We start from the raw sequence: 15,130 nt of genomic DNA on the forward strand, positions 1-15,130 counted from the left end.
AGAGAGTTCACTTGTAGCGAATGGCTTTGCTGCCGCTGTTCCCTGTGGTGGAGAGTTTTCCCTAAGGTGAATCTATGGATAACGGACAATCACGTACCGCAGTTTGCACTTTTTATATGGTACATTATGCACATATGAACAAAGATGGTAATTACGGTACCGGGATGTGCTTTGGAAATCTTTATTTTGACAACAGTAATAAAAGAAAACAACTAAAAGAGGATGAAATTTTAGGTGTCTTAAAAGAAAATGACAATGAAAACACCTGGACTTCAACAATTTCTTACAGGGAAACGGGAAAACTCTACGACGAGCTGAGAAAATTTAAGGGGATAGAATTGGAAAAATCTTTTGCTATCTATGAGATCACCTTTGCGCCAGATCTAACAATTAAGGAAGTGAGGAAAATTAGCAGTTTTAATAACAAAGTAGATAAGGAGTTGGTTTCGATTTTGAAAAACTCCGAATGGTCAGGTAATCATTACAGTATACACGGTGAAGTCCCGGATAACAGTAAATTACTGGTAGGGATTTTTTATTATCCGGCAGATAACAGGAATGAAAGTTTTTTAAGCCGGTACTATTTGTAAAAAAAAACAGATAACATTCTTAATCCGGATCCTCAAACTTCGTTTAAACCTTCCTTAAATAAAAAATGCTTCCCCTTGCAGGGAAGCATTTAAAGGTTGCGGAGAAAGAGGGAACGCTAACGTGCAAAACTCGATATTTCTTTATATCCTATTATCCCTGCAAAGTTACTCTTAAACCCGAAACTGTCAATAATATAGCCTGTTTTTACTCTTTGCAGTACTTTTATCCTGTTTGCAAGTATTTGTATTTAATCGTACAAGTGCCGTACATTTATTTTATATTTGTATTGCAATCAATCTTCCAATGGCCACAGTTAATTTCCTCTATAGATCCAAAAAGGACATTGCTCCTTTAAATGTACGGTTATTATTCCGGTATAATGAAAAGGATTTTGTTATTGGAGGCAGAATTAAATATGAAGTTTCCCGGCTTTATTGGACTAAGCAACATAATTTAAAGAGACCGAAAGATATTGAGGTAAGTAACCAGCAAAATGAGGTTAAGCAGGCTTTAAGTAAAATTGAGAATCATATCCTTAAAGCTTTTAAAGATACAGACCCTTTATCTGTCTCAAAGGAATGGCTGCAATTGCAAATTGAAAATTATTATAACCCTCCTGAAAAGAAAAATGATATTCCCACTAACCTTGTGGACTATATTGATTTTTATATTGATTACCGGAAACACGAACTAAAACCTACCTCTATTACAAAATACAATGTGATAAAACATAAACTCCAAAGGATGGAGGAGAGGAGGAAAAAGCCCGTTTTAATAAAGGAAGTAAATGAGAGTTTTAAAAGGGAAATGGTGGAATATTATAAATCTGAACAATATTCCATAAATACCACTCAAAGGGAATTAGGTTTTATAAAAACCTTTTGTAAACACGCCAGATCCTTAGACTTAGAAACGCACCCCCATTTGGACAACCTAAAGCTTGAGAAAGAGAATGTAGAGAAGGTTTATTTATCCTTTGATGAACTTCAGAAAATAGAAGATGTAAAAGGTTTATCTGAGCACCTTGATAACGCAAGAGACTGGCTTATCATTTCTTGTTATACAGGTCAAAGAATATCTGATTTTTTGCGGTTTAATGAAACAATGGTAAGAAAAGAGGATTATAAATACTTAATTGAGTTTACCCAAAAAAAGACAGGGAAAATAATGACTGTTCCTCTTCATGATAAAGTGCTGGAAATTCTAGGAAAAAGGGAGGGTAAGTTTCCCCGGCCTATATCTGATCAACGGTATAATGATTACATAAAGATGGTATGTAAAGAGGCAAAGCTAAATAAACTCACTAAAGGAAGCATACAGGCAGAAACAGAACCAGAAAGTGGTAAGTATCGCAAAGAGAATGGAACGTTTAAAAAGTGGCAGTTAGTTACCTCTCATATTGGTAGAAGATCCTTTGCTACTAACTTTTATGGTAAAATACCTACAACGTACTTGATTTATATTACCGGTCATAGTACTGAAACGATGTTTCTAAATTACATAGGTAAAAGCAACAAAGATTTAGCAATGGAAATATCAAAATATTTTTAACTCAGATTATGGAAGAAAAAGAAATTAACGAGAACTTATCTGTTATAACCTCCCTGGGAAATTTCGAGTATGTAATGAAGGAAAAAACAGAAGTAGGAGGAGAGAGTAATTACCATTATAGAAAAATAATAAAACGGTTCTCCTCAGATTTAAAATATGAACTAGAAGAAAGCGATTATTTGGAAGAAGAGGTAAAGGATCTCAAGATTTTTGTGCGCCAGTTATCCAATATGATGGAAACAACAACTGTTCTTTTTAACTACTCATACCGTCAAAGGCGGGAAAATAAACCACTTGAAAATAATTTTAATATTGCTAAGCTGAAATTAAAAGAGATATTAGATTCACTTATGGAATTTGGCAGTATTATTAAATACTACGAAAGACAAGGGGAATATTTATTAGCCTTAAAAATGAAACATTTCTGTTATGATAGCTACAAACGAAGTCTTAAGGTATTAGAAAAAAAGATAAGTATTAAAATTGGAAAAAGCACTTTAGCCGAAGATTTTGCAACGGTCCAAAAGCAATTAAAGAAAAGCACTTCTGCAAAAAAAATCGGATTGTTAAAGGAATTAGAGTCAACCGGGGACAGTAATGTTACTCCTGAAAAACTCGAATTAAAAAAGAGTGAGGAGTATAAAACCTTTACCTGGTTTAAAGTAGGATTGACTTTTGCCACAGGCGAAGCGCAAAAAGGTTATAATAACCACCAAAATTATACTCGTTTAGCTTCAGAGCTTGGATTTAAAGATACAGATAGACCTTATTTTTCTGAATCCTTCAGCGCTTACAGTACAGATTCTAAAAACATCTTTGCTCAACCGGTAAAGCTTGATTTGCTTCTGAAGCACTGTAAAGAAAACAACATTCCTCTAGATCCTGATTTCGTAAAAAGATTACCCAATGAGATGAAATAATTATCGTTTTTCCTCCAAATCCTGGCAACAGTTGCGCAACGGCTATCGAAATATTCTCATTGTTGATTACCAGGGCTTTATCTGCTGCCATTCCCTAAAGTTTAAGGTACTGCAACGGCTAATCAACGGCTGCCGCAACCGTAAAACAAAAGTATCGCAACAGGCGGTTGCAACCGTAAAAAATTTGTACAACTATGAGTTCTAAGTTTAATATTCCTAATGGCATTATGTATAACGCTTATTTTATATTGTGGAAAGACGCTAATTATGTAGAGGAGTTTTACAAAAAGAGACTTGAAAGTTACCTGTATAATTACAGTCACGAGAAAAGCACTAAGGACGATCACTTAAAAGACGGTAAGCTGTATTTTTCCGGAGTTACCAAAGACGGCATTGAGATTACAGAAAATGATTTTATACATTATGAGATAACTAGATTAAACCTGATCCCGGAGCACCTTTTGGACTTTGACGGAAAAAAGAGGGTAGATTTCTATAGACAGTTTTTACAGAAAAAACTTTTTAGTATCCTGTTAGGGAACACTAAGCCATTACCACAACCGGAGATAGATCTAAAGGGGAAATTTATTGATGAGACCTGGTTTAAAATTGGGTTAACCTTTGCCACTGGACAAGCTCAGCGCCTCTATGAAGAATATAAAGACAAGAGAGGCCATTTTACTAAGGTTGCTACTAAATTAGGATTTAAATCAACTGATCGTCCATATTTTTCTCAGACTATACATAACAGTACCGTAGATAATAAGAACCTATACTCAGATCCTGACAAACTAGAAAAAATATACACCTACTGTCAAGTCAGAAATATTACAGTATGTTCTGATTTTTTATCTCAGTTATCATCTAAATAAAAGCCTATCAATAAACGGTACTGAAACGGTACTGGTACGGCAAAGAGTACCAAACCAATAGACGCAAATTTGACCTATAACAAAAAATATAAGTCAGATGAGCACACTTCAATTTATCCAAACTTCACCCGAAGAATTAGTAGAATTAATTAATGACCGGGTAAAAATTCAACTTCAGAATTTTAAAAAAGAATTTAACCGCCAGGAAGCAGATGAGGAGCTGTTAACCCGGGAGGAAACTTGTAATTTTTTAAAAATAAACAGCTCGACCTTATGGCATTGGACAAACAGTAAAAAAGTTACAGCTTATGGTATCGGTAATAGAAGATATTATAAAAGAAGCGAGTTAATTAATTGTTTAACCCAACTGCAAAAATAAAAGGCTATGAGTACTACCAATACCCAAAGCCTTAATAAGTTTCACGAGGCTAAAGATAATAAATTTAAGGCACAACTAAAGAAAGTTTACCAGGCTTTTAAAGAGAAGCCTATGACAATGAAAGAAGCAGACGTTTACACCGGTGTAATGCGGGAAAATATCTGTAGATATGTAGATATGCTTTTAGACCAGGAGCGTATTGCAATAAGAAAAAAGAGAAAGTGTAGTATTACAGGCTATCCTTATGTAAATGAGTACACCGGGGACCCTTCACTCTTTCCAAAGTCTAACCAACTTAAAATGTTTTAGGCTATGGAAGAAAGAAGAATATCATATTTCAAGAACTGCAGGGCTAAAACTCCTGAAATAGTAACCATTGAGGCTGCTTTACATTGGATCAAAACAGGATCTTCCAAAGATGCAATTGAGAAAATAAGAGAAGCTAATGACCAGCAAACAAAAGATCTATTTAAACAAGATCTTCCAGCCGTTACCTTTGGAGGTTTATTTGAAGATAGGAGCGGCTTACTAGAGGCTTCAGGATTAGCTTGCTTAGATTTCGATAAAGTAGAGAACCTAAACGAACTTTCAGAGCGTTTAAAAGCTTCTGAATACATTTACTCCTTTTGGATTTCTCCCTCCGGAAATGGCATTAAGGCATTGGTAAAAATTCCTGTAGTAAAAGATAAAGAGGAATACCAGGAATATTACCGGGCTATTTTAAAGCATTTTAAGGACCTGCAACCGGATATAGCAACAAAAGATATTAATCGCCTTTGTTTCGAGAGTTACGACCCTTATTTGTATGTGCAGGAGGAGGCTATAGTTTTTAAGGAGAAACTAAAAGTAAAGCCTAAAGAAAAAACTGTATTAGAGCCTGCCTCTAATCTTCCAGAAGGAAAAGTAATTGACAGAATAATTAGCTGGTGGGTAAAGAAATTTCCCTTTGCACAAGGGAACCGGAATAACAGTCTATTTGTCCTGGCTTGTGCTCTTTCAAACTTTGGAATTAGTAAAGCCACTACAGAGGATCTATTCTACTCATTTGAAGATAAAGATTTCCCGTACAATGAAATAAAACAAATTATAGATTCAGCTTATAAGAAAGCGGATTTTAACTCTCAAAGCTTCCCCCAATGAATGCAGCACTAGAAAAAGTAAATGATAAAGTATTTGAGTTGAAATATGGCAAAGCTGAGGTTTTTTGGTATGAAAACTACAACTCAAGCAAAGGGTATAAAGAATACCACTTAAAAGAACCGGAACTAAGATTATACCTGAAAAGAGAGGGTTTTAGAAATTTTGAAGGCGATCCTGTAAAGATAACCGGGAATATTGCCAGAAAGGTAACGTCTGAAGATATCTTTAAGCACACTTTGAAATATGTAGAGAGTTTTGAGGAGGCTGGCCTGGAGGCTATGTTTATTAAGAAAGGAGAAACCTTGCTCTTAAAGAATAAAGCAATAGTAATTTCTTTACCGGAATGCGAAGTTGAACCACTGCAGGACACAAAAACCAAGAGCTTCAAATATTATAAGAATGGTATTGTAGTAGTAGAGGCTGAAAAAGATTTTCAACTTATTCCCTATGAAAAAGCCAAAGGTTTTATTTGGGAGGACACTATAAAGAAAAGGAATTTTGAGATCCTGGGAGATGAGGAAATAGAAAAGGCAGTTTTTGCCAGGTTTATTAGGAATGTAACTAATAATGAAGATCACTTTAATTCCTTATGTACTGCTATAGGCTATTTGATTCACACCTATAAAGACCAAAGGAAACCTATAGCTATAATTATTAACGATGAGAACTTAATAGATGAAGGGAAACCAGAGGGAGGAACCGGAAAAGGATTAATAGTTAAGGCTATAGCACAAATTGTGGAGAAAGCCTCTTACAACGGTAAAAATGCTGATTTCAGTAATAACAAATTTGCTTTTCAGAATGTAGAAGATACTTCAGCAATTATCTTAATTGATGACGCTCCTAGAAACTTTGATTTTGAAGCTTTATTTAGTGTACTTACAGATGATTTACCCATAGAAAAGAAGCATAGGGCGGTTAAGGTTATCCCGTATGAAAGAAGCCCCAAATTCGTAATTACAACTAACTACACCATAAAAGGCGATAGTTCAAGTTTTAAGAGGAGAAGGTTTGATATTTTTCTTAATAATACCTATTCCTCCGGGCATACTCCTGCGGATGATTTTGGAGATGAATTTTTCCATAGTTGGGATGAGAAGGAATGGCAATCATTTGACCTCTTTATGATGGCCTGTTTACGCTCTTTCTTAGCATTAGGGTTAACACCTTATGAAGATGAAGGACTTCGGTTAAAGATGCTTAAAAATGAAACTTCAGCGGATTTCTTTGAGCTTATGGAAGAGGATTATAATATAAAGAACATCCTTTTTACTTACATATCCATAAGAGAAAAGCTTCTGAGTATTTACGGGGAAAAATATTACTTCCTGGAGAAAAACAAAAAGAAGATCGTCGAATGGGTGGAAAGATATGCTAATCACAAAGGCTATACTATCCAAAAGAGCCGGAATGGAGATGGTAGCACCTTCCTTTTCACTTAATCCTATGTATGAGGTGTAGGAGCAATGTAGGAGAAATGTAGGAGAAAACCCCGTATTTACTAGTCTAATGTATGAAGTGTATGTATTTCAATAATAATGCGTATGAAAAAGGTTAAATATTTTATAAGAGAAGTATTTAGAAAAAACATACACCTCCTACATAAATGCAGATAAGAGCAAACGGCCCTTTGTTAACCTGAGATCTTTTCCGACCAGTACGCGCACACGCGAGGCATTTGGTTATTCATACAAAATCAAATAACGCCAGGATCTTTTAAGTAATCAAGTTTTTCAAGTGTTTTCTTACATAGTAAAGGCCTTGTTTAAGTTGTATAAAGGTTTTGTAACGGTCATAGGAGGCTAACGAATCAAAATCGAACCAATACGCGCACACGCGAGAACCTAATTATAAATAAAGATTTTTCTAAAGTCACTACACATGTGCGAGAGAAGAAGGAAACAAGACCAGGAGTAAATTTTTAGACAAGCCTAAAAAAACAAACGTATAACTAACGAATTGTAGAAAAAAATTCTTTATCACCATTTAGAATGATTATAAATAAGATTAATTGTGTATCTTTATTAAACCCAATGTTAAACTAACATAATCTAACGAATGCCATTTACTTCAGAAAGCGCAAGAGAAGCCGGTAGTAGCTCCACGAGGAAAGGAATGCCCAACAAGACTACACAGGAAATTAAAGAAGCTTACCAACTTCTAGTAGAGAATAACTTGGAAAATATGAGTGCATGGTTACAGAAAATAGGAGAAGATAACCCAGAAAAAGCCTTCGATGTACTCATAAAAATGAGCGACTTTGTTATACCGAAACTATCACGACAAGAGCTAAAAGTAGAGCAGGATAAATTAACCCCTGAGGAGAAAGATCAACGAATTGAGCAATTAAAAAAGAAGCTATTAAATAACCAGGAATTGTAGTATGGCACACGTATTTAAAATAGTAAGAAAAGAATATCAAATTGCAACAGACGGCAGCAATTACACCTTAATTGATAACCTGGAGTTTATTAGTGATCCTTTTACAAGTTTAGAGGAATGTAGACAAGCTTCCCTTATTAAAAGTAATGCACTGGTTACACTTTCTCCGGCGTATGTTGCACGTTTCATGGTAAGATATATTGGGACTGAAACAAATAACCATTACTCCTTTTCTAATTACAATACATTATGGTTTGCTGTTCACTATGATGGTAATTCTAATTACATTGAAAATATAAAGCAAAGGTTTAGAGAGATACAGGATAGAGAAAGACCTTAATAAATAAAGTTCAAAACTTATGACAGGCTATAAATTTAAGTTTATAATAAAAACGGATCAGGGAATAGATGTACACAATTATACAAGCCCTGTTTACTCGGGTATAGATAACACACTTAACCCGATGTGGAATAATTTAAAAAACCAAGAAGCCTGGGCACCAGCTATAGAGCACTGGAATAACAAAATAAAGGAAATAGGGCCTTTGGGGTATTCAGAATTGAGATTATACAAGGTAGTTGATGAGGTAGAAACCCTATTTGCCTATGGGGGTATGATATCTACAAAACACTTCAGAGAAGTGCATAACTTAGGGGGGGTCGAAAGATTAGCGGTGTGGTGAAACCAAAAAAAAAGGGTAAAGAATCAGGTTAAAATCTCACCAATTTATTTACATAATATTCCACATTAATTTCTGGATCTTGTCTGTTTGTTCCCAAGTTGGCTATTTCGGAGTGACCGTGCCACTGATTTCGGTTCAAACAGTGCCACTTTGAAAGATACTGCAATTATATAAAAAATTAATGTTACTCGTTTTTTAAAACTCCTTTTCTTAATGATTCTCCTTTGAGATCTATCCTGTGAGAGGAATTTACAATTCTGTCCAGGATCGCATCGGCAATAGTTCCTTCCCCGATAATATCATACCATGCAGATACCGGTATTTGAGAGGATAGTATAGTAGATGTTTTATTGTAGCGGTCATCTATAATATCCATTAAGGTCTCTCTTGCGTGATTATCGAAGGCCTGAAGTCCAAAGTCATCAAGGATGAGTAGATCTGCTTTAAGTAGTTTGTTGAGTTCTTTAAGATAGGTTCCATCAACTTTACTAAGTTTAAATTTCTTAAAGAGGCGAGCTGTATTGGAGTATACAGTTTTATATCCCATAAGGCAAGCCTGATGCCCTAATGCCTGGGCTAAATAGCTTTTACCAACACCGGAGGCACCGGTGAGAATAACATTTTCTCTTCTGCTTATAAAGTCCAAGGATCCCAGGCGTACAAACATATTCTTATCCAGATTACGACTGGAGGTGTAGTTCACTTCAGCAAGACTTGCTTTCTGCCTAAAGTTTGCTTGTTTAAAAAGACGGTCAATCTTTCGGTTCTCGCGATCCTCCCATTCGTGGTCTGCCAGTAGTGCCAGGTATTCATCGGCAGTAATATCGTTTAGTTGATTGTTGTTCACGTACTGATGATGTAGCTGGGCCATAGCACCCAATCGCATTTGTTTTAATTTTTCAATAGTTTGATTGTTATTCATATTTCTGATTTAAATGAGTTTTACTTGTAAGCAGCAGCACCCCTAATGTTTTGATGGGATGGAATATGGGTCTTATCTTCTTCAAGGTCCTGGTAAAAGAGGGAGCTTTGGTCGAGGTTGTTTTCTAATATCTTTTTGATCCGCTTGTATGAAGCCGCATCTGCCTGCAAAGCTCTTTTACACGCATTGTCAAGCCTCTGGGAACTGTAGGACTTGTGAAGCATGATAAGCCCCATCACCCGTTTGTAACCTGTTTCAGGATAGTCACTGTCAGCAAGGATCTTTTCTACACAGCTCACTACGTTAGCCCCATGCGCAGCGGCTTTGTTTTTAAAGTATTCAGGACTCCAGGAGGTATATCCTTTATGGGTGCTACTTAAGTGTTCTGTATTTGTGGTGTAGGTTCCCTTAACAGGATTTCGCTGATGCAGGGCAATTCGAACGTGGTTATAATAAACCTCTACCACACTTTTTGTATAATGGATCAGAGTCTTTTTGCCGATGTATCGGTAAGGAACGCTATAATAACTTTTATCTGGAGAGAAGTATACATATCCCATCTTCTGAACCTTTGCACGTTTATAATCCTTGATCTCATAGGCAGATGTAGGCAAGGGTTTTAGGTATTCCCGCTCTATGGATTGAAAGAGTTCCCTGCGGCTGGCTTCCTTTCGCTGGAACAGTAAATTATTATAGGTAACAAGCAGGCGTTTTATCTCCCGGTTTAGATCTTTTAAGGAGAAGAAGGTCATCTCCCGCAAGGGATAATAAATCCGTTGATAGACCAGGTGGACTGCATTCTCCACCAGAGCTTTATCCTGTGGAGCATAGCTGCGGGTGGGATTGATCACACAGTTATAATGGCGGGCAAAGTCTTTAAAGCTTCGGTTGATCTCCGGCTCATATTTACTTGCCCTGGTCACTGCAGATTTTAAGTTATCTGATACAATGGCTTTAGGCACACCTCCATAAAAATGTAATGCATTACCGCAAGAAGTGATAAGATCCTCCCGTTTCTGGCTTTGACTAGCCTCTACGTAAGTATACTGGCTGTTAGGAAGGATAGCAATAAATACTTCTACGGGAATAAGTTCTCCAGTGTCTTTATCAACGATATGCAGTTTTTTGCCCGTATAATCAATGTACATCTCATTACCTGCTTCGTGCTCAAGTTTCATAGAACCTTTGACCTTAGCATATTTACGCCGGTAATGCTCCATAAACTGCGTGTAGCTATAAGGCTGGGAAGCATGTTGTGCATATTCCTGATAATGGTATAAAAACGTAAAACCAGGATGATTCCGGGCCTTATTGACCCCTTCAAAGTAGAGCATCAGTTCATCATGCCGCTCATTATCAATAGTGGTAAGTGAAGGAAAAAGCGCATCCAGGCGTACATTATCAAAGGATAGTAGTTCTTTAAAAGAATAGTCACTGGCCTTAAAAAGCTTCATGTAGCTGTTGACAGTGTTTCGGGAGATGCCCAGAGTAGCACCGATTTTACGGTTACTAAAACCATCCAGTTTTAAGGTAATAATTTGTTTTAAGTCCATCGGATCAAGGGTGTTGGCCATATCTTATTACATTTTTTGCAACAAGATATTACTTGATCTTCCAAAGTGGCACAAATTGAACCGATACGACTGGCACAAAACGAACCGTTATGGTTCCTTGAATTCCGGAAGTGGCACAAATCAAACCGAAATGACTGGCACAATTTGAACCGTTATGATTTTCATTGCTGCCAAAAAGTGGCACAAATCAAACCGAAATGCCTGGCACTAACCGACCGAAATCACTGGCACAATTCGAACCGAAATAGCCACATGTATAGCATTTCCATTGTATTTGAAAAAGGGAAAGTAATACTCTCAGGAGTGGAAGTATTAAACATGGTATTACCATCATTAATGATTTCTTCAGTAAAGCGATATTTATTAGCACTTATTTTTTGCCAAGTACTACTTACAGTTGTTTGTCCTTCAAATACTAATTCTTCACAGCTACCATCTGAGTTTAATTGATAGGATTTACTTTCATAGTTTCCGTCAGCTTTAAAGGTAATACGGCTTCTTTGGTAGCACTCGTCATAGGTTGTCACAATGGGATTCGAATTAGAGGGATATTCTGTCATTTCAACTATTTTCCAAGTTCCTATAATTGGATCTTGAACACTTTCAGGAATACTGTCCTCTGTAGAACAACCTACCAGGGAACAACATATTAATAATAGCATGAATAATTTCTTCATAGTATTTGATTTAATAAGCAATTTGGTAGGGTAATTTTGCTCAGAGAATTTAAGGAACTAATTTAATAAAAAAAGTAACCTTAATCGGCCCCGCCATCTTTATTGAGGATTATTTCCTTTCTTTTTCTCTTGGTAGCGTTTTGCACTCCTTTCGAAAAGTTGAATAATTTTCCTTCTCGTTTCCTCTTCCTGTAGTTGTTTTTTAGTCATTCTCTTCGGCTTAGGCTCTTTATCCAATCCCTGGATTAGCTTAACAAGCTTCTTTCTGCCCTCTTCTCCGATTCGCTCCAAATGGGATTCATTATACCAGAATATATCTTCAGCCCTCATTAATGATCTTTTCTATAAATTGCATCTTTGGTATTCTGTGGGTTCTGCCGAAAAATTCACTTTTAATCTCCCCTTTGTGTATCTTATGAAGGATAGTGTTTTTGTGAACTTTAAAGTATTCTGCTGCCTCTTCTACTGTCATACAGGTGTTATTAGCATCGTATAGTCTTAATGCTTCAAGATTAGCTTTAACTATATCTCTATAATTCACTGATGAAGCTGGGGAACTATTATTTTTTTGATTGAACATCTGAAACAGTTTCTTTCTTTGGTCCTCATCTAAATTTAATATTATGTCATAACAGCTTTCAACCTTCATAGAATGGATAATTTAGATTAATTTCCTTAAGCGTTGTTCAATGGTATATTCAAACTCCTGCTCCTTAGTCATTTTCTTAGGCTGAGTTTTTTTCTTCAGGCTAGATACAAGCGTTCTAAGCTCGTTTACATCTATATTTTCCCTTTCGGAAATAATAATTAACAAGTCATCTGTAGGAACGTGTTCCCTGGTGATTTGTTTATAAGGATCCATAGATTTACAAGTTTACCTCTAAGCTACCAATATTAACCATTTTTCCATCTTTTTTAATATAAATAGCCTCTTTGTTATCTTCTTTAGTAGGAATAAATAATTCTCTTATATCCACATCCAGAACCTCAGCGATATTCTTTAAAAGCTCAGGTTTGGGAAAGGAATTACCACTAACAATATTAGACATTGATACAGTACTTACACCTACTTTCTCAGCAAGATCTTTCCCGGTTACATTCTTTTCTTTAAGAAGCTCTTTAATCCTCAGTATATCCATTTTTTACAGTTATAGTTTAATTCAAATATAATAAATTAAAGTGTAGCATAAATAAAATTAAAAATAATTAAAGTAAAACTTGTTTAATATTAAAGTTATGCATAAATTAGCGCTATAATAATTAAGGCAATACTTTAATAATGACATCAAAAGAATTTAAAACCGCAATCTCTGAAGCAAAAGAAGTTTTAAAAGGTAAGACCCTTATCATAAAGTTTGTGAATGGTGGGAAGATCCAAAAACTAAGTTTCTCCACTCTTAAAGGGTTCGGGAATGCAATTTTAGCACTGGAAAAATTAGGAGCTGGTTTTGGATTCGTAAAAGCAGGGAATCAGTTTGTTCAAAGAGGTATTTATAAGCCTTCAGAGTTTCAAACCGTATTAACCAGAGGAGTATGGAATGAAATTACTTTCCTAGCTACAACAGTAAAATAATAATAACCAATTAAAGATAGAAATATGAAAACTACAAAAACCACCTTCAGATCAAAAGTATTTAACTGGGCACATGAGCTTGTAAGAAGTACAGGTAAAAGCTTTGCAGTTTGTTTAGCTAAGGCCTGGGCCTTGTATCGTTTGCGTAAAAGAATGGCAACAGACACGGTTAAAATCGCATTTGAGAAAGCGGATGGCAGCCTCAGAATTGCCTATGCTACTCTTAAAAATGTAGCGGATAAGATCAAAGGTACAGGAACACCAAACTATAAAACCCTTACCTATTTTGATACAGAGGCCAACGGTTTTAGATCCTTCAAGGTGGAAAACTTTATAGCTGCTTATTAATTAACCCGGGGGTGTAAAAGCCCCCATCTAAAAAACTCAAAAATGAAAAGAATAAACATACACCCGGTGGCACTTGTGATTAGTGTGGGAATGGTAATTTGGACAATAGGAAATATAATAATTGAAGGTATTCCTTATTAAAACGTAAAGATATGAGTCCGGAGTTTACAAAGTGGTTAGCAGACTACAGGGAGTTTAAAAGGAGCTGGAAAAGTTACACCTGTAAAGAGAAAAGAATCCTTTTAAATGACTTTCAAGAAAGACTATACGAATTAGATAACAAACCCTTTGAGATATGAACCAATTAAACCACCTTTTTACAGGGTTTTCCACACTATTCGACCCTGAATCCTCCACTGAAGAAAAAGCACGGGTAAAGGCAGCTATTCAAAGCAGGGTTGAAAACAACCTAGACCTTATAAACAGAGTATCAAAAGAGACAGAGGTTAATTCCTCTCACATAACAATAAACTATTAACTAAATCTTACAATTATGAGAATACCAACAGATTTTTGCGTGAACCAACAAAAAGAAACTATTGTACAAATTTTGACAGATCACATAATCTTTGAAAGGATCTATACAGGAATGCAGGAGGTAACAAAGGCTGCAAATCCAACCTGTGAAGATTTTGACCCGGTACATTTTTACAATGGCTTTGCAAACGCCTGGATCTTCTTAGTAGCTTATGAACTACCGGATGAGGTTGAGGAGGCTTTAAAGGATGAACTTTCAGATATCTTTTTTAAATACTTCAGAGAGGATCTAGCTAAACCCTATGACCAAAGGAAAACAGCCATAGACCTGGCGAATCATATTTTTATAGACTGGGAAACCACAATTGATAAAGCTGAAAGGAGGTTGAGAAGTGCATAAAAAACACCTCTCATTTTTTTAATAGAAAAGCCATTAAGCAAATACACTTAATGGCTTCTTTATTTTACATTTTTAAAATCTACTCAAAACTTAAAATTCTCGTCCTTACTTTATCTTCTATAAACTCCACTCTTACCTCCCAATAACTCCTAATCATAGCCCCAAAACCATTTTGTGAGTCCACATAAGATATTACATAAAACGTATCTCCTTCCCGGTTTATTTCAGCTCCCCGAATGCCTGGGAAATCGGCTGTAGATGGTGCTTTTAATTTCGATTTAATCGCTTTCTCCGCATAAATAAGAGCATAGGAATCAGTTCTTTGATCTTCTGGTTCTCCATCAACAGAAGAGCCAATTAAACCTATTATAAATATCCCTATGATTAATATACCAACAACTTGTAGACAACCTTTCATATTTCTTTAGATTAAAATTATTTACTACAAGTTATTCTTTTAAAAATTTAGGCTGTTACGGAAAACCACATAATAGGCTATTTTATAAAAAAAATGTATGAATCACTGGCATCTACGCATACCCAATAAACTTGTCACACCATATTTTAAAGCGACTTTTTACTTTCGTTTTCTAAGCCTCGGACCCCTGTCCTTTTTTTAGATCAGGGCAGTAAATACCTTG

At 35.7% G+C, this 15,130-nt stretch carries 23 protein-coding genes; 15 read left to right on the forward strand and 8 right to left on the reverse strand.

From position 1 onward, the window contains the following. Positions 1-74 precede the first annotated feature (74 nt). From FHG64_RS15985 to FHG64_RS16035, 11 genes are all read left to right on the forward strand, one after another. On the forward strand, positions 75-590 hold the full coding sequence (locus tag FHG64_RS15985) for a hypothetical protein (protein WP_139067327.1): 516 nt from the start codon (positions 75-77) through the stop codon (positions 588-590). 589 nt (positions 591-1,179) lie between these two features. Then, entirely contained in the window at positions 1,180-2,142 is a 963-nt protein-coding gene (locus FHG64_RS15990; RefSeq protein WP_168191377.1) for a tyrosine-type recombinase/integrase, read from the forward strand. 8 nt (positions 2,143-2,150) lie between these two features. Continuing rightward, entirely contained in the window at positions 2,151-3,062 is a 912-nt protein-coding gene (locus FHG64_RS15995) for a hypothetical protein (protein ID WP_139067329.1), read from the forward strand. A 194-nt stretch (positions 3,063-3,256) separates the two neighbouring features. After that, positions 3,257-3,934, forward strand: coding sequence for a hypothetical protein (locus tag FHG64_RS16000; protein ID WP_139067330.1), 678 nt, complete (start codon positions 3,257-3,259; stop codon positions 3,932-3,934). Between the two features lie 97 nt (positions 3,935-4,031). Then, complete coding sequence (locus FHG64_RS16005; protein WP_139067331.1) at positions 4,032-4,313, forward strand: helix-turn-helix domain-containing protein; 282 nt, start codon at positions 4,032-4,034, stop codon at positions 4,311-4,313. 6 nt (positions 4,314-4,319) lie between these two features. Beyond that, positions 4,320-4,622: a hypothetical protein gene (locus FHG64_RS16010; RefSeq protein ID WP_139067332.1), complete on the forward strand. Its 303-nt coding sequence runs from the start codon at positions 4,320-4,322 to the stop codon at positions 4,620-4,622. Between the two features lie 3 nt (positions 4,623-4,625). After that, positions 4,626-5,453, forward strand: a complete 828-nt coding sequence (locus FHG64_RS16015; RefSeq protein WP_139067333.1) for a BT4734/BF3469 family protein — start codon at positions 4,626-4,628, stop codon at positions 5,451-5,453. Continuing rightward, positions 5,450-6,895 carry a DUF5906 domain-containing protein gene (locus tag FHG64_RS16020; protein ID WP_139067334.1) on the forward strand — a complete coding sequence of 482 codons (1,446 nt, stop codon included), beginning with the start codon at positions 5,450-5,452 and terminating at the stop codon, positions 6,893-6,895. The genes FHG64_RS16015 and FHG64_RS16020 overlap by 4 nt, the downstream gene beginning before the upstream one ends. A 616-nt stretch (positions 6,896-7,511) precedes the next feature. After that, complete coding sequence (locus tag FHG64_RS16025) at positions 7,512-7,835, forward strand: hypothetical protein (RefSeq protein ID WP_139067335.1); 324 nt, start codon at positions 7,512-7,514, stop codon at positions 7,833-7,835. A 1-nt stretch (position 7,836) separates the two neighbouring features. Then, positions 7,837-8,175, forward strand: coding sequence for a hypothetical protein (locus FHG64_RS16030; protein ID WP_139067336.1), 339 nt, complete (start codon positions 7,837-7,839; stop codon positions 8,173-8,175). A 19-nt stretch (positions 8,176-8,194) separates the two neighbouring features. Beyond that, complete coding sequence (locus FHG64_RS16035; protein ID WP_139067337.1) at positions 8,195-8,518, forward strand: hypothetical protein; 324 nt, start codon at positions 8,195-8,197, stop codon at positions 8,516-8,518. 184 nt (positions 8,519-8,702) lie between these two features. Here the strand turns inward: FHG64_RS16035 and istB are convergent, their stop codons facing one another. The 7 genes from istB to FHG64_RS16070 form a co-directional block, all read right to left on the reverse strand. Beyond that, on the reverse strand, positions 8,703-9,440 hold the full coding sequence (gene istB / locus FHG64_RS16040; RefSeq protein WP_139067338.1) for an IS21-like element helper ATPase IstB: 738 nt from the start codon (positions 9,438-9,440) through the stop codon (positions 8,703-8,705). 20 nt (positions 9,441-9,460) lie between these two features. Beyond that, a complete protein-coding gene (gene istA / locus FHG64_RS16045; protein ID WP_139065968.1) occupies positions 9,461-11,014 on the reverse strand; it encodes an IS21 family transposase in 1,554 nt (517 codons plus the stop codon). A gap of 221 nt (positions 11,015-11,235) precedes the next feature. Further along, positions 11,236-11,691: a lipocalin-like domain-containing protein gene (locus FHG64_RS16050; protein ID WP_139067339.1), complete on the reverse strand. Its 456-nt coding sequence runs from the start codon at positions 11,689-11,691 to the stop codon at positions 11,236-11,238. 99 nt (positions 11,692-11,790) lie between these two features. Further along, on the reverse strand, positions 11,791-12,021 hold the full coding sequence (locus FHG64_RS16055; protein WP_139067340.1) for a hypothetical protein: 231 nt from the start codon (positions 12,019-12,021) through the stop codon (positions 11,791-11,793). Beyond that, positions 12,011-12,340 (reverse strand): excisionase family DNA-binding protein, encoded by a 330-nt coding sequence (locus tag FHG64_RS16060; RefSeq protein ID WP_139067341.1) that lies wholly within the window; start codon positions 12,338-12,340, stop codon positions 12,011-12,013. Before FHG64_RS16060 ends, FHG64_RS16055 begins: the two co-directional genes overlap by 11 nt. A gap of 12 nt (positions 12,341-12,352) precedes the next feature. Next, positions 12,353-12,553, reverse strand: a complete 201-nt coding sequence (locus FHG64_RS16065; protein ID WP_139067342.1) for a hypothetical protein — start codon at positions 12,551-12,553, stop codon at positions 12,353-12,355. Positions 12,554-12,557: 4 nt separating this feature from the next. Continuing rightward, positions 12,558-12,830 carry a helix-turn-helix domain-containing protein gene (locus FHG64_RS16070; protein WP_139067343.1) on the reverse strand — a complete coding sequence of 91 codons (273 nt, stop codon included), beginning with the start codon at positions 12,828-12,830 and terminating at the stop codon, positions 12,558-12,560. A gap of 140 nt (positions 12,831-12,970) precedes the next feature. On the opposite strand from FHG64_RS16070, the gene FHG64_RS16075 reads away from it, so the two are divergent. From FHG64_RS16075 to FHG64_RS16090, 4 genes are all read left to right on the forward strand, one after another. Further along, positions 12,971-13,264 (forward strand): hypothetical protein, encoded by a 294-nt coding sequence (locus FHG64_RS16075; RefSeq protein WP_139067344.1) that lies wholly within the window; start codon positions 12,971-12,973, stop codon positions 13,262-13,264. Positions 13,265-13,288: 24 nt separating this feature from the next. Then, positions 13,289-13,612: an SH3 beta-barrel fold-containing protein gene (locus tag FHG64_RS16080; protein ID WP_139067345.1), complete on the forward strand. Its 324-nt coding sequence runs from the start codon at positions 13,289-13,291 to the stop codon at positions 13,610-13,612. Positions 13,613-13,907: 295 nt separating this feature from the next. Then, on the forward strand, positions 13,908-14,090 hold the full coding sequence (locus FHG64_RS16085) for a hypothetical protein (protein WP_139067346.1): 183 nt from the start codon (positions 13,908-13,910) through the stop codon (positions 14,088-14,090). Positions 14,091-14,105: 15 nt separating this feature from the next. Beyond that, complete coding sequence (locus FHG64_RS16090; RefSeq protein ID WP_139067347.1) at positions 14,106-14,489, forward strand: hypothetical protein; 384 nt, start codon at positions 14,106-14,108, stop codon at positions 14,487-14,489. A gap of 79 nt (positions 14,490-14,568) precedes the next feature. Here FHG64_RS16090 and FHG64_RS16095 read toward each other — a convergent pair whose 3' ends face one another. Next, positions 14,569-14,907, reverse strand: a complete 339-nt coding sequence (locus FHG64_RS16095) for a hypothetical protein (protein ID WP_139067348.1) — start codon at positions 14,905-14,907, stop codon at positions 14,569-14,571. Positions 14,908-15,130 lie beyond the last annotated feature (223 nt).

The organism is Antarcticibacterium flavum (genome assembly GCF_006159205.1).
GTDB lineage: Bacteria > Bacteroidota > Bacteroidia > Flavobacteriales > Flavobacteriaceae > Gillisia > Gillisia flava.

Coding starts and splice junctions, on each gene's coding strand:
- FHG64_RS15985 (WP_139067327.1), top strand. CDS start 75: ATGGATAACGGACAATCACGTACCGCAGTTTGCACTTTTTATATGGTA.
- FHG64_RS15995 (WP_139067329.1), top strand. CDS start 2,151: ATGGAAGAAAAAGAAATTAACGAGAACTTATCTGTTATAACCTCCCTG.
- FHG64_RS16000 (WP_139067330.1), top strand. CDS start 3,257: ATGAGTTCTAAGTTTAATATTCCTAATGGCATTATGTATAACGCTTAT.
- FHG64_RS16005 (WP_139067331.1), top strand. CDS start 4,032: ATGAGCACACTTCAATTTATCCAAACTTCACCCGAAGAATTAGTAGAA.
- FHG64_RS16010 (WP_139067332.1), top strand. CDS start 4,320: ATGAGTACTACCAATACCCAAAGCCTTAATAAGTTTCACGAGGCTAAA.
- FHG64_RS16015 (WP_139067333.1), top strand. CDS start 4,626: ATGGAAGAAAGAAGAATATCATATTTCAAGAACTGCAGGGCTAAAACT.
- FHG64_RS16020 (WP_139067334.1), top strand. CDS start 5,450: ATGAATGCAGCACTAGAAAAAGTAAATGATAAAGTATTTGAGTTGAAA.
- FHG64_RS16025 (WP_139067335.1), top strand. CDS start 7,512: ATGCCATTTACTTCAGAAAGCGCAAGAGAAGCCGGTAGTAGCTCCACG.
- FHG64_RS16030 (WP_139067336.1), top strand. CDS start 7,837: ATGGCACACGTATTTAAAATAGTAAGAAAAGAATATCAAATTGCAACA.
- FHG64_RS16035 (WP_139067337.1), top strand. CDS start 8,195: ATGACAGGCTATAAATTTAAGTTTATAATAAAAACGGATCAGGGAATA.
- istB (WP_139067338.1), bottom strand. CDS start 9,440: ATGAATAACAATCAAACTATTGAAAAATTAAAACAAATGCGATTGGGT.
- istA (WP_139065968.1), bottom strand. CDS start 11,014: ATGGCCAACACCCTTGATCCGATGGACTTAAAACAAATTATTACCTTA.
- FHG64_RS16050 (WP_139067339.1), bottom strand. CDS start 11,691: ATGAAGAAATTATTCATGCTATTATTAATATGTTGTTCCCTGGTAGGT.
- FHG64_RS16055 (WP_139067340.1), bottom strand. CDS start 12,021: ATGAGGGCTGAAGATATATTCTGGTATAATGAATCCCATTTGGAGCGA.
- FHG64_RS16060 (WP_139067341.1), bottom strand. CDS start 12,340: ATGAAGGTTGAAAGCTGTTATGACATAATATTAAATTTAGATGAGGAC.
- FHG64_RS16065 (WP_139067342.1), bottom strand. CDS start 12,553: ATGGATCCTTATAAACAAATCACCAGGGAACACGTTCCTACAGATGAC.
- FHG64_RS16070 (WP_139067343.1), bottom strand. CDS start 12,830: ATGGATATACTGAGGATTAAAGAGCTTCTTAAAGAAAAGAATGTAACC.
- FHG64_RS16075 (WP_139067344.1), top strand. CDS start 12,971: ATGACATCAAAAGAATTTAAAACCGCAATCTCTGAAGCAAAAGAAGTT.
- FHG64_RS16080 (WP_139067345.1), top strand. CDS start 13,289: ATGAAAACTACAAAAACCACCTTCAGATCAAAAGTATTTAACTGGGCA.
- FHG64_RS16085 (WP_139067346.1), top strand. CDS start 13,908: ATGAACCAATTAAACCACCTTTTTACAGGGTTTTCCACACTATTCGAC.
- FHG64_RS16090 (WP_139067347.1), top strand. CDS start 14,106: ATGAGAATACCAACAGATTTTTGCGTGAACCAACAAAAAGAAACTATT.
- FHG64_RS16095 (WP_139067348.1), bottom strand. CDS start 14,907: ATGAAAGGTTGTCTACAAGTTGTTGGTATATTAATCATAGGGATATTT.